This window comes from Streptomyces sp. NPDC093064 (assembly GCF_044754605.1).
Classification (GTDB): Bacteria; Actinomycetota; Actinomycetes; order Streptomycetales; family Streptomycetaceae; genus Streptomyces.
In genome coordinates this window covers 22554-35436 of sequence record NZ_JBIVPK010000015.1, presented here as the reverse complement: position 1 = coordinate 35436, position 12883 = coordinate 22554, and the positions used below count along the sequence as shown (strand labels likewise).

Below are 12883 nucleotides of genomic sequence, written 5' to 3'. Positions count from 1 at the left end.
CGGGGCGCGGTTGCCTGCCGGACGGTGTCTCAGGCCTTGCGGGCCCGCGTCGTCTTCTTCGCGGGCGTCGCCTTCTTGCTCGCCGTGCTGTTGGCGGCCTTGGTCGTCGTCCTGGCCGTGGCCGTCTTGCGGGTCGTCGACGCGGCCGCGACGGCCTTCTTGGCGGCGGTCCCGCGCGGGGCCTTGGCCGAGGAGGCGGCGTCGCTGATCCGGTCCGGCTGAAGGATCTCGCGCAGGAACTTCCCGGTGTGGCTGGCCGGGACGCCGGCGACCTCCTCGGGCGTGCCCTCGGCGATGACCAGGCCGCCGCCTGCGCCGCCCTCGGGGCCCATGTCGACGACCCAGTCGGCGGTCTTGATCACATCGAGGTTGTGCTCGATGACGATGACCGTGTTGCCCTTCTCGACCAGTCCGGACAGCACCTTCAGCAGCTTGCTGATGTCCTCGAAGTGCAGACCGGTGGTGGGCTCGTCCAGGACGTAGACCGTGCGTCCGGTGGAGCGGCGCTGCAGCTCGCTGGCGAGCTTCACGCGTTGTGCCTCACCGCCGGACAGGGTGGTCGCGGACTGTCCCAGCCGAACGTAGCCGAGGCCGACGTCCTTGAGGGTATTGAGGTGGCGGGCGATCGCCGGGACCGCCTCGAAGAACTCGGTCGCCTCCTCGATCGGCATGTTGAGCACGTCGGCGATGGACTTGCCCTTGTAGTGGACTTCCAGGGTCTCCCGGTTGTAGCGGGCGCCGTGGCAGACCTCGCAGGGGACGTAGACGTCCGGCAGGAAGTTCATCTCGATCTTGATGGTGCCGTCGCCCGCGCAGTTCTCGCAGCGCCCGCCCTTGACGTTGAAGGAGAAGCGGCCCGGCTGGTAGCCCCGGACCTTCGCCTCGGTGGTCTCGGCGAACAGCTTGCGGACGTGGTCGAAGACGCCGGTGTACGTCGCCGGGTTGGACCGCGGGGTGCGGCCGATGGGCGACTGGTCGACGTGCACCACCTTGTCCACGAGGTCGTCGCCGTCCACGCGCGTGTGCCGGCCGGGCACATTGCGGGCGCCGTTCAGCTCGCGGGCCAGGTGGGTGTACAGGATGTCGTTGACCAGCGTCGACTTGCCCGAGCCGGAGACACCGGTGACCGCCGTGAACAGGCCGAGCGGGAAGGACACGTCGATGTCCTTCAGGTTGTTCTCCCGGGCGCCGTGCACGGTGAGCTGCCGGGACGGATCGAGTGGGCGCCGGATGTCGGGCAGCGGGATCGCCTTCTTACCGGCCAGGTACTGCCCGGTCTGCGACTCGGCGTTGGCGAGCAGTTCCTTCAGGGAGCCGCTGTGCACGACCTTGCCGCCGTGCTCACCCGCGCCGGGGCCGATGTCGACGATCCAGTCGGCGGTCTTGATGGTGTCCTCGTCGTGCTCGACGACGATGAGCGTGTTGCCCATGTCGCGCAGCCGGACCAGGGTCTCGATCAGCCGGTGGTTGTCGCGCTGGTGCAGGCCGATGGACGGCTCGTCCAGGACGTACAGGACGCCGACCAGGCCGGAGCCGATCTGGGTGGCCAGACGGATGCGCTGGGCCTCGCCGCCGGAGAGCGTGCCGGCCGCGCGGTTCAGCGAGAGGTAGTCGAGGCCGACGTCGACCAGGAACCGCAGCCGCTCGTTGACCTCCTTGAGGACGCGCTCGGCGATCTTCTTGTCACGGGCGTCCAGCTTCAGCCCGCGCAGGAAGTCCGCGCAGTCACTGATGGACATCGCGGAGATCTCGGCGATCGACTTGTCCATGAGCGTGACCGCGAGGACGACCGGCTTCAGGCGCGTGCCCTCACAGGTGGGGCAGGGCACCTCGCGCATGTACCCCTCGAAGCGCTCGCGGCTGGCGTCGCTCTCGGCCTCGCTGTGCCGGCGCTTGACGAACGGCACGGCGCCCTCGAAGGGCGTGGTGTAGACGCGCTCGCGTCCGTACCGGTTGCGGTAGCGGACCTCGATCTGCGTCCTGTGGCCGTAGAGCAGGGCCTTCTTGGCGCGCTGCGGCAGGCCCGCGAAGGGGATGTCGGTGCGGAAGCCGAGGGCGTCGGCGAGGGCGTCGACCAGCCGTCCGAAGTAGTCCTTGGTGTGCCCGTGCGACCAGGGGTGGATGGCGCCTTCGTCGAGGGTCTTCTCCTCGTCCGGGACGATCAGCTCCGGGTCGACCTCCATGCGTGTGCCGATGCCGGTGCACTCGGGGCAGGCGCCGAAGGGCGAGTTGAAGGAGAAGGAACGGGGCTCCATCTCCTCGAAGGACAGGTCGTCGTACGGGCAGTACAGGTGCTCCGAGTACATCCGCTCGCGCTCGGGGTCGTCCTCGGGCAGGTCGACGAAGTCGAGCACGACCATGCCGCCGGACAGGCCGAGCGCGGTCTCGACGGAGTCGGTGAGGCGGCGCTTGGCGGAGTCCTTGACCGTGAGGCGGTCGACGACCACCTCGATGGTGTGCTTCTCCTGCTTCTTCAGCGTGGGCGGGTGGGAGAGCTGGATGGTCTCGCCGTCCACGCGCGCCCGGGAGTAGCCCTTGGTCTGGAGGTCGGCGAAGAGGTCGACGAACTCGCCCTTGCGCTCGCGCACCAGCGGCGAGAGCACCTGGAAGCGGCTCCCCTCCGGCAGCTCGAGCACCCTGTCGACGATGGCCTGCGGCGACTGCCGTGAGATCGGGCGGCCGCACTCGGGGCAGTGCGGCTTGCCGATGCGGGCGAAGAGCAGGCGCAGGTAGTCGTAGACCTCGGTGATGGTGCCGACCGTCGAGCGCGGGTTGCGCGAGGTCGACTTCTGGTCGATGGAGACCGCCGGGGAGAGGCCCTCGATGAAGTCGACGTCCGGCTTGTCCATCTGGCCGAGGAACTGGCGGGCGTACGAGGAGAGCGACTCCACGTAGCGCCGCTGGCCCTCGGCGAAGATGGTGTCGAAGGCCAGGGAGGACTTGCCCGACCCGGACAGGCCCGTGAAGACGATGAGCGAGTCCCGAGGCAGGTCGAGCGAGACGTTCTTCAGGTTGTGCTCGCGCGCGCCACGGACGATGAGACGGTCGGCCACGCCGGTCCGCACCTTTCTTGAGAGAAGTGACAGGGGCGGGGCCCCCGTGCTTTCTCAGACTAGGGGGAGCCACTGACAACGCCGGGCGGGATTCCCGGATGCACCCGGATACACAACAATCCCCGGCTCTCCAGCATGCCCGATGCCACCCCCGACCTTATAGCACGTACATTCGATTTACGGCCGTCCTTCACCGCCTTCACCCGAAGGTGTGGCGGGGCTAGGGTCGGCGTCATGATGGATCACGCGCGCGACCTGGCGTCTGTGCAGGACGCAACCGAACGACTGCTGACCGCTGTCGGCAAGATGGACAACGCGGCTGTGACCGACCAGTCACGTCTGCCGGGCTGGACCCGGGGCCACATCCTGGCCCACCTCGCCCGCAACGCGGACGCGTTGGTGAACGTCTTCGAGGGCCGTCCCATGTACGCGTCCGCCGAGGCCCGGGACGCCGACATCGAGCGGGACGCCCCGCGCCCCCTCGACGTCCAGCTCACCGACGTGCGCGACACCGCGGCCCGCTTCCAGCGGACGGCGGCCGAACCCGCGGACTGGTCGCGGACCGTGGAGCTGCGCAACGGCGTCACCGACTCCGCGTCCCGGGTGCCCTTCCGGCGCTGGGTGGAGGTCGAACTGCACCACGTGGACCTCGGCATCGGCCACGAGCTCGAGGACCTGCCGGCAGAGTTCGTCGAGCGGGAGATCGAGTTCCTGGCCCAGCGGTTCTCCGGGCACCCTGACGTGCCGCCGGCCCGGCTGACGGACGGCACGCACGCGTGGGACACCGGCCGGGAGGCGGACGAGCCCGCGGTCACCGTCACGGGGGGCCGGGCGGACCTCCTCGGCTGGCTCGCGGGGCGCCGCGACGGATCCGCCCTGGCGGTGGCGGGTGGCGCGCTCCCGGCGCTGCCGCCGCTGTAGCCGCGTGCGCGGTCCCCGGGCGGCCGCCCCCGCTATAGGCTGACGGCCATGACGTACAGCGGAGAGGTGAAGGTCGGCGGCCCGGCGGACGTGCACGAGCTGAAGGACCTGATGATCACCAAGATCGCGGTCGGCCCGATGGACAACAACGCCTATCTGCTGCGCTGCCGGGCCACGGACGAGCAACTGCTGATCGACGCGGCGAACGACGCGTACACGCTGCTCGGCATGATCGGTGACGACGGCATCGCCTCCGTCGTCACCACCCACCGGCACGCCGACCACTGGCAGGCGCTGGCGGAGGTCGTCGCGGCCACGCGCGCGCGTACGTACGCGGGACGGGACGACGCCGAGGGCATCCCGGTGCCGACCGACGTCCTCGTGGGCGACGGGGACACCGTACGCGTGGGGCAGGTGGAACTCACCGCCCGCCACCTCGTCGGCCACACCCCCGGCTCGATCGCGCTGGTCTACGACGACCCGCACGGGCATCCCCACGTGTTCACGGGCGACTGCCTCTTCCCCGGCGGGGTCGGCAACACCCACAAGAACCCGAAGGCGTTCGCCAGCCTGATCCACGACGTGGAGACGAAGATCTTCGACGCTCTCCCGGACGAGACCTGGGTCTACCCGGGCCACGGCAACGACACCACGCTGGGCGCCGAGCGCCCGCATCTGCCGGAGTGGCACGCGCGCGGCTGGTGAACGGGCGGCAGGTGGCGAGCGGGCGGCGTACGGCCGCCCGCCGCTCCCGGGACGAGCGCCCCGCGCACCCCGTGTGAACCCCGCGCACACACCGGCGGCGCGCACCCGCTCCCCCTCCGCGTCGTCGCGCAGTCGACTGGAGCCAGCCCCGCGCGGGAGGACGGCTCCCGCGCGGTACGGGCCGCCGGACCTCTGTCCCGCCCTCGGCCGGCGGCCCCGGCGGCGGGCGGCTACGCGTCTGCCACCCGCTGTGCGCCGGCCAGTGCCGCGACCCGCTCCACCGCGAACGCATAGCCCTGCACTCCGCACCCCGCGATGACGCCGTCGGCGCGCAGGGAGACATAGGAGTGGTGCCGGAACTGCTCGCGCTGATGGATGTTGGAGATGTGCACCTCCACCACCGGCAGCCCGTCGCAGGTGTTGAGCGCGTCGAGGATGGCGACGGAGGTGTGCGAGTAGGCGGCCGGGTTGATGACGATTCCGCAGTGGTTCAGCCGGGCCTCGTGGATCCAGTCGACCAGCTCGCCCTCGTGGTTGGACTGGCGGAAGTCGACCGTGCCGCCATGCGCGGCGGCTGCCTTGGCGCACAGCGCCTCGACGTCCGCGAGGGTGTCGGAGCCGTAGATCTCCGGCTGCCGCTGCCCGAGCAGGTTCAGGTTGGGGCCGTTGAGAATCATGATCGGGGCGTTGGCCAGGGTGCGGGGCACGGTTCCTCCGGTCCGTTCGTCCTGCGGCGGCCGATGGGCGACCGCCGCTCGGACCCGGTCTATCACGGCACGGCGGTGCGCCTAGGGGTTGATCGCCAGCTCCAGGTAGGCCGCGAAGATCACCAGGTGGACACCGCCCTGGAGCGGCGTGGCCCGTCCCGGCACCACGGTCAGCGAACTGACCACCACGGTGAGCAGGAGCATCAGCATGTGGGTGGAGCCGAGGCCGAGGACGAGCGGCCCGGACAGCCACAGCGACGCCAGCGCGACGGCCGGGATGGTCAGGCCGATGCTGGCCATCGCGGATCCCAGCGCGAGGTTGAGGCTGGTCTGCACCCGGTCGCGCCGGGCGGAGCGCAGCGCGGCGATGGTCTCGGGCAGGAGCACGAGCAGGGCGATGATCACGCCGACGACCGCGTGGTGCAGACCGGCCGACTCCACCGCGGACTCGACGGTGGGCGACACGCCCTTGGCCAGCCCGACCACGCCGACCAGGGCCAGGCCCAGCAGTCCCAGGCTGATCCAGGCGGTGCGGGCGGACGGTGCCGCCGCGTGGTCCTCGGAAGTGATCACCTCGCCCTGCCGGGTGATCGGCAGGAAGTAGTCGCGGTGCCGCACGGTCTGGGTGGTCACGAACAGGCCGTACAGGACGAGCGAGGAGATCGCGGCGAAGGTGAGCTGGACTCCCGAGAACTGCGGTCCCGGCTGGGTGGTGGTGAACGTCGGGAGCACCAGGCTGAGTGTGGCCAGGGTCGCCACGGTGGCGAGCGCGGCGCCGGTGCCTTCGGCGTTGAAGACGGCCGTGCCATGGCGCAGGGAGCCGACCAGCAGGCTCAGTCCGACCACGCCGTTGCAGGTGATCATCACGGCCGCGAACACCGTGTCCCTGGCGAGCGTCGAGGACTTGTCGCCGCCGTCTGCCATCAAGGTCACGATGAGCGCGACCTCGATGACGGTGACGGCGATCGCGAGGACCAGGGAGCCGAAGGGTTCGCCGACCCGGTGGGCGACCACCTCCGCGTGGTGCACCGCGGCCAGGACCGAGCCCGCGAGGACCAGGGTGGCCACGCCGACGACCGCGCCGGGCAGGGACCGCCCCCAGGTGAGGATCAGCAGGACGACCGCGAGGACCGGCACGATGATCGTCCACGCCGTCAAGAGTCCCCTGAGCCGCGTGATCATGCTGCGATCGTCGCAGAGTCCCAGAGCGTTCGCATGCGCGATCAGGGGCCGGGTGCGCTCCCGCTCGCACTCACGCATCGACCCGGTCCTTCGCCGCGTCCTCGTGGCCTTCCTCCCGTGCCTCCGTCTCCCGCACCTCCTCCGCGGCCTGCTTCCGGGCGGCCAGCAGACTGGTGACGGTGGTGACGGCCAGAACCGCGCAGATCACGCCGAGGGAGACCGGGATGCTGATCACGGGGACGTGCACGCCGGACTCGTGCAGCGCGTGCAGTACCAGCTTGACGCCGATGAAGCCGAGGATCACCGACAGGCCGTAGGACAGGTGGACCAGCTTCTTGAGCAGGCCGCCTATCAGGAAGTACAGCTGCCGGAGGCCCATCAGCGCGAAGGCGTTGGCGGTGAAGACGATGTACGGGTCCTGGGTGAGGCCGAAGATCGCGGGGATCGAGTCGAGGGCGAACAGGATGTCGGTGGTGCCGATCGCGAGCATCACGACCAGCATCGGCGTCATCACCCGCTTGCCGTTCTGCCGGATCCACAGCCGGGTGCCGTGATAGCGGTCGGCCACGCCGAAACGGCGCTCGACGGCCTTGAGCAGCTTGTTCTCCTCGAAATCCTCCTCCTCGTCCCCGCCGGAGCGGGCCTCCTGGACGAGCTTCCAGGCGGTCCAGATCAGGAAGGCGCCGAAGAGGAAGAACACCCACGAGAAGCTCGCGATGATCGCGGCTCCGGCGGCGATGAAGCCGGCCCGCAGCACCAGGGCTATGAGGACGCCGATCATCAGCACCCGCCGCTGGTACTGCGACGGCACAGCGAACTTGGCCATGATCAGGACGAAGACGAAGAGATTGTCGACGCTCAGCGACTTCTCGGTGATGAAGCCGGCGAAGAACTCACCGGCCGGCCGGCCGCCGCCGAAGACGAGCAGACCGAGCCCGAAGAGACCGGCCAGGACGACCCAGACTGCCGTCCAGATCCCGGCTTCCTTGATCGACACGTCATGAGGTTTGCGGCCGATGAAGAAGTCGACGGCGATCAGGGCGGCCAGGCCGATGATGGTCAGGACCCACAGGGACAACGAGACATTCACAGGACAAAACGGTACCCGAATCACCAAGGGATGGTAAAGGGTAAGGCAAAGAAAAGATCAAAATCGCAGGTCAGAGGAGTTTACGATTCCTCGGGAAGGGGCGATGCGGGGCGTGTACCCGGGCTCAGCGGTCCAGTCGTGACGACTCGGGGTTCAGTCGCGGCGGCTCAGCGGTCCAGTCGTGACGACTCGGGGTTCAGTCGCGGCGGCTCAGCGGTTCCAGTCGCGACGGGCCGTCGCGACCTCGGTGAGCACCAACTGGAGCACCTGGCTGCCCGGCGGCACCACCGGCGGCTCGTACATCCAGGCGTGTCCGACCCAGGGGTCGGCGAGGTGGTCGTCGGGCACCGGGGTCAGTCGCATCAGCGAACGCCACAGCGGGTCGAGCAACGGGCCGTAGGCGGCGGCGTCCTCGCGGTCGGCGACCATCATCAGGTGGACGCCCACGGCCGGGCCCTCGTCGGCGAGGTAGCGCAGCTGGGTCACGGCGCGGTCGTCGAATCCGTGCGGGAAGTCGTTGACGATCAGGAGCTGTTCGGCGGCGTCGAAGCCGGGCGGCAGCGCGTCCGGCGCGCCCCCGCGCACGGCCATCTGCACCAGGTCGACCCGCTGGGTGAGCCGGCTCAGGACGTCCGCGACCCCGGCGGCGCCGGCCGCGGGCGGTCCCGCGAGCACACCCGTGCGCACCAGGGGCGCGAGTGCCTGCGCTCCGGATCCGGCCGGGTCGATGACATGGACGCCGAACTCGCCCGCCGGGTAGACGGCGATCAGCCGGGCCGCGTGCGCCACGGCCGCCTCCATCGCCAGGCGGCGCCGTTCGCCTGCGTCCGCGAAGGATTCGGCGGGGGACGCCCAGCGGCCGCTGTCGATCCACAGGCCGCGCTCCAGCGGCAGCCGGATCAGCATGGGGATGCGCAAGGACGGGTCCTCGGGCAGATGGAGATCGCCGAGGCGTACCGCCATGGGGATCTCCATCGGCACGCGGTAGCCGTGCCAGACCGGGTTGTCCCAGCGGGCGTACGCCGCCGGCAGGGCCGGCTCGACGACCTCGGACTCGTCGGTGAGCTGGGCCAGGTCTCTGTCGAGCGCCGCTCTGGCCTGGTCGACGAGCTGCGCGTGCTTGGCACGGGCCGCCTCCCGGGCGGCATCGCCCTGACCGCCGATGCGGCTGCGCGGGTCGGACAGGACCTGGTCCAGCTCCTTCTCCATGCGCGACTCGGCGAAGTCGACGGCGCTGCGGTAGGCGGCCGTGGTGCGGGCCAGGTCCTCGAACATCCCCCAGACCTGGTTGTAGAGCCGCTCCTCCATCGACCACCCGGTCGCGTCCCCCGCGACGGGCCGCGCGGGCTGCGCGTCATGGCCGGGACTCGCGGCCGGTGCGGCCGGCGGCGGCGCCGGCTGTCCGGACGGGGCCGAAGGCTGTCGGGGCAGGGGCGCGGGCTGTCGCCGCGGGTGCCGGTAGTCGATGGTTCCGCCCGCGGGCACCGACGTCGATGGTCCGGCCGCGGGGGTCCCGCCTCCGGATCCCCCCGGACCCGTGGGCTGCGGAGCCGAAGGTGCGGCAGTCCCGGAGACCTGTCCCTCGTGGGAAGAACCCTCATTGGAGGAACCCTCGTGCGCGGAAACGGAAGCAGCCGGGTTCGGCGGGGCGGGCGCGGAGGCCTGGTGGGAACGGGCGTCATCCGTTGTGCGGGGCGGGGGTACCGCCACCGAGCGGGCCAGTCCCTCGGCCACCGCCTCCTCGGCGGCGCCGGCCAGTTCAGCGGCCTGGTTCAGCCCCAGGTCGGTGAGAAGTTCGGTGAGGCCGCCCGCGTAGCCCTGGCCGACGGCGCGCACTTTCCAGGCGCCCTGGCGGCGGTACAGCTCCACCGCGATCACGGCGGACTCGGCGTCCAGACCAGTGATCGTGTAGCTGGCGAGTTCGGTGCCGTCCAGGCCGGTGACCGCGACGAAGGGGGCGGCGACCGCGCCGAACCGGGTCGGGCCCCCACCCGCGGCGGGCAGGGCCAGCAGCACGTCGACGCGGTGCACCACCTCGGGTATGGCACCCAGGTCGACGGCGAGCCGGTGGTCGGCGGCGGCCTGGCGCGAGACCTCCAGACCGGGCAGGACGGGGGCGCCGGGGTGCACCACCCACTCGGCACCCCGCGCCCTGCCGCTGTCGTCGCTGAGCGTGGCCACCGCCACGACGGGACGGCCGGCCGAGATCCGGATCTCCAGGCGGACCTCGGAGAGCGGGTGGTTCTGCCCCCGCACCAGCTCGGCCGTCATCGCCTTCGTCCCCCTGGTGTCATGTGCTGTCGTGCGCCGCTCGCCGGACCGTCCGGACAGCCCGAACCGCTCGGACCGTTCTACAGGTGCGGCAGGATCGTCGGCATCAGGTCCTGGAAGGTGCGGCCGTTGGCGGGGACGCCGAGAGCCGTCATCGTCCAGGCGCCGTTCACGCGGTGCACCTTCGCCATGATCTGGGCGGTGTAGTTGCCACCACCGGCCAGGGTGTAGCGGGCGAGCTCCTGGCCGTTGGTCTCGTCGACCAGGCGGCAGAACGCGTTCTGCACCTCCTGGAAGGTCTGGCCCGTGAAGGAGTTCACGGTGAAGATGATCTGGTCGATGTGGACCGGGACGCGCTGGAGGTCGACGAGGATCGACTCGTCGTCGCCGCCCTGGCCCGCGCCACCGACCAGGTTGTCGCCGGTGTGGCGCACGGAGCCGTCGTCGCTCACCAGGTGGCGGAAGAAGACGACGTCGACCGGCTGCTTCTCGGCGAAGAGCACGGCGGAGGCGTCGAGGTCGATCTCGCGCGTGCGCGAGCCGAACAGGCCCCGGCGCGGAGCCGCCTGCCAGCCGAGACCCATACGGACCGCGGTCAGGCTGCCTCCGTCGTTCTTCTGCAGACTGATGGCCTGACCCTTGGTCAAGTTGACGGTCACGGCTGATTCCCCTCTCGAGCTACACCCCTGTCGCCGCCGGTTCCGCGGCTGCCACGAACCCTACGCAGAGGCAGTGGCAGCGCCGCATACGGGTCCGCACTTTGTGTCGGTCTTGCAACACAGCGCAGTCGGTCAGGACAGCCCCGCCTCGCGCATCTGGCGCAGTTCCTTCTTCATCTCCGCGACCTCGTCGCGCAACCGGGCCGCGACCTCGAACTGGAGGTCGGCGGCGGCGGCGCGCATCCGCTCCGTCATCTCCTCGATCTGCTCGGCGAGTTCGGCGGCGGGACGGTCGGTGGGCACCGTCTCCTTCGCCTTGCCCTTGGCGGATTTGACCGGCTTGGCGGCACCGGCGGCCTTGGCGCCGTTCTCGCCGCGGGACGGCACGGGGGTCTTCGCGCCCTTGCCGTCCTTCCCCTTGCGGTACCCGGTGCCGAGCAGCTGCTCGGTATCGACCTCCTCGCGGGCGATCCGCGCGACGATGTCGTTGATCTTCTTGCGCAGCGGCTGCGGGTCGATGCCGTTCGCCTTGTTGTACGCGACCTGCTTCTCCCGGCGGCGGTTGGTCTCCTCGATGGCCTTCTCCATCGCCGGGGTGATCTTGTCGGCGTACATGTGGACCTGACCGGAGACGTTGCGCGCCGCGCGGCCGATGGTCTGGATCAGCGAGGTGCCCGAGCGCAGGAAGCCCTCCTTGTCGGCGTCGAGGATCGCCACCAGCGACACCTCGGGCAGGTCGAGGCCCTCACGCAGCAGGTTGATGCCGACCAGGACGTCGAACTCTCCGCTGCGCAGCTCGCGCAGCAGCTCGACCCGGCGCAGGGTGTCGACGTCGCTGTGCAGGTAGCGCACCTGGATGCCGAGTTCCAGGAAGTAGTCCGTCAGGTCCTCGGCCATCTTCTTGGTCAGCGTGGTGACCAGGACGCGCTCGTCCTTCTCCACGCGCCCGCGGATCTCGTGCACCAGGTCGTCGATCTGGCCCTCGGTGGGCTTGACGACGACCTGCGGGTCGACCAGGCCCGTGGGGCGGATGATCTGCTCGACCTGACCGTCCGAGCGGGACAGCTCGTACGTGCCCGGCGTCGCCGACAGGTACACCGTCTGTCCGATGCGCTCCTGGAACTCCTCCCACTTCAGCGGGCGGTTGTCCAGGGCGGACGGCAGCCGGAAGCCGTGCTCGACGAGGGTGCGCTTGCGGGAGGCGTCGCCCTCGTACATCGCGCCGATCTGGGGCACGGTGACGTGCGACTCGTCGATGACGAGCAGGAAGTCGTCCGGGAAGTAGTCGAGCAGGGTGTTGGGCGGGGTGCCGGGCGCGCGGTCGTCGAAGTGCATCGAGTAGTTCTCCACGCCGGAGCACGTGCCGATCTGGCGGAGCATCTCGATGTCGTAGGTCGTGCGCATCCGCAGCCGCTGGGCCTCCAGCAGCTTGCCCTGCTTCTCCAGCTCGGACAGGCGCTCCTCGAGCTCCTTCTCGATGCCCCTGACCGCCCGCTCCATGCGCTCGGGGCCGGCGATGTAGTGCGAGGCCGGGAAGACGTACAGCTGCTGGTCGTCGCTGATGATCTCGCCGGTGAGGGGGTGCAGGGTCGACAGCGCCTCGATCTCGTCGCCGAACATCTCGATGCGGACGGCCAGCTCCTCGTAGACCGGGAAGATCTCGATGGTGTCGCCGCGCACCCGGAAGGTACCGCGGGTGAAGGCCATGTCGTTGCGCGTGTACTGGATGTCCACGAAGCGGCGCAGCAGCTCGTCGCGGTCGATCTCGTCGCCGACCCGGAGGGGCACCATGCGGTCCACGTACTCCTGCGGGGTGCCCAGGCCGTAGATGCAGGAGACGGAGGCGACCACGACGACGTCGCGACGGGTGAGCAGCGAGTTGGTCGCCGAGTGGCGCAGGCGCTCGACCTCCTCGTTGATCGAGGAGTCCTTCTCGATGTAGGTGTCCGACTGCGGGACGTAGGCCTCGGGCTGGTAGTAGTCGTAGTACGAGACGAAGTACTCGACCGCGTTGTTCGGCAGCAGTTCGCGGAACTCGTTGGCCAACTGGGCGGCGAGCGTCTTGTTCGGCGCCATGACGAGGGTCGGGCGCTGAAGCTTCTCGATCATCCACGCCGTGGTGGCGGACTTGCCGGTGCCGGTGGCACCGAGCAGGACGACGTCCGGCTCCCCTGCCTCGATGCGCTGGGCGAGTTCGGCGATGGCCTGCGGCTGGTCGCCGCTGGGCTGGTAGGGGCTGACGACCTCGAAGGGCGCCACCGTGCGTTCGATGTGAGAGACGGGCCGCATGACATC

Annotated in this window: 9 protein-coding genes; 2 read left to right on the top strand and 7 right to left on the bottom strand. The window is 70.1% G+C overall.

What is annotated here, in order from left to right; translation table 11 throughout:
• Positions 1-29: 29 nt before the first annotated feature.
• A complete protein-coding gene (gene uvrA / locus ACIQFZ_RS19770) occupies positions 30-3053 on the bottom strand; it encodes an excinuclease ABC subunit UvrA (protein WP_376651399.1) in 3024 nt (1007 codons plus the stop codon).
• A gap of 234 nt (positions 3054-3287) precedes the next feature.
• Here uvrA and ACIQFZ_RS19765 point away from each other — a divergent pair, with 234 nt between their 5' ends.
• A complete protein-coding gene (locus ACIQFZ_RS19765; RefSeq protein WP_383055936.1) occupies positions 3288-3974 on the top strand; it encodes a maleylpyruvate isomerase family mycothiol-dependent enzyme in 687 nt (228 codons plus the stop codon).
• A gap of 48 nt (positions 3975-4022) precedes the next feature.
• Complete coding sequence (locus ACIQFZ_RS19760; protein ID WP_402691788.1) at positions 4023-4679, top strand: MBL fold metallo-hydrolase; 657 nt, start codon at positions 4023-4025, stop codon at positions 4677-4679.
• A gap of 230 nt (positions 4680-4909) precedes the next feature.
• On the opposite strand, the gene aroQ is transcribed toward ACIQFZ_RS19760, so the two are convergent.
• The 6 genes from aroQ to uvrB all read right to left on the bottom strand — a co-directional run bounded on the left by aroQ (position 4910) and on the right by uvrB (position 12877).
• Positions 4910-5386: a type II 3-dehydroquinate dehydratase gene (aroQ, locus tag ACIQFZ_RS19755; RefSeq protein ID WP_383055940.1), complete on the bottom strand. Its 477-nt coding sequence runs from the start codon at positions 5384-5386 to the stop codon at positions 4910-4912.
• Positions 5387-5467: 81 nt separating this feature from the next.
• A complete protein-coding gene (locus tag ACIQFZ_RS19750) occupies positions 5468-6568 on the bottom strand; it encodes an ionic transporter y4hA (protein ID WP_365423640.1) in 1101 nt (366 codons plus the stop codon).
• A gap of 70 nt (positions 6569-6638) precedes the next feature.
• On the bottom strand, positions 6639-7658 hold the full coding sequence (locus tag ACIQFZ_RS19745) for a TerC/Alx family metal homeostasis membrane protein (RefSeq protein ID WP_365423605.1): 1020 nt from the start codon (positions 7656-7658) through the stop codon (positions 6639-6641).
• 210 nt (positions 7659-7868) lie between these two features.
• The gene (locus tag ACIQFZ_RS19740) at positions 7869-9929 is read right to left on the bottom strand and encodes a TerD family protein (RefSeq protein ID WP_402691787.1); all 2061 of its coding nucleotides are present in this window, start codon (positions 9927-9929) and stop codon (positions 7869-7871) included.
• A gap of 80 nt (positions 9930-10009) precedes the next feature.
• Positions 10010-10588 (bottom strand): TerD family protein, encoded by a 579-nt coding sequence (locus ACIQFZ_RS19735; RefSeq protein ID WP_365423599.1) that lies wholly within the window; start codon positions 10586-10588, stop codon positions 10010-10012.
• A gap of 132 nt (positions 10589-10720) precedes the next feature.
• Positions 10721-12877 (bottom strand): excinuclease ABC subunit UvrB, encoded by a 2157-nt coding sequence (gene uvrB, locus ACIQFZ_RS19730; RefSeq protein ID WP_402691786.1) that lies wholly within the window; start codon positions 12875-12877, stop codon positions 10721-10723.
• Positions 12878-12883 lie beyond the last annotated feature (6 nt).

What these genes read in the sequence shown, in the direction of transcription:
- ACIQFZ_RS19750 (WP_365423640.1), bottom strand. Translation starts at nt 6,568, where the DNA reads ATGATCACGCGGCTCAGGGGACTCTTGACGGCGTGGACGATCATCGTG.
- ACIQFZ_RS19760 (WP_402691788.1), top strand. Translation starts at nt 4,023, where the DNA reads ATGACGTACAGCGGAGAGGTGAAGGTCGGCGGCCCGGCGGACGTGCAC.
- ACIQFZ_RS19765 (WP_383055936.1), top strand. Translation starts at nt 3,288, where the DNA reads ATGATGGATCACGCGCGCGACCTGGCGTCTGTGCAGGACGCAACCGAA.
- uvrB (WP_402691786.1), bottom strand. Translation starts at nt 12,877, where the DNA reads ATGCGGCCCGTCTCTCACATCGAACGCACGGTGGCGCCCTTCGAGGTC.
- ACIQFZ_RS19740 (WP_402691787.1), bottom strand. Translation starts at nt 9,929, where the DNA reads ATGACGGCCGAGCTGGTGCGGGGGCAGAACCACCCGCTCTCCGAGGTC.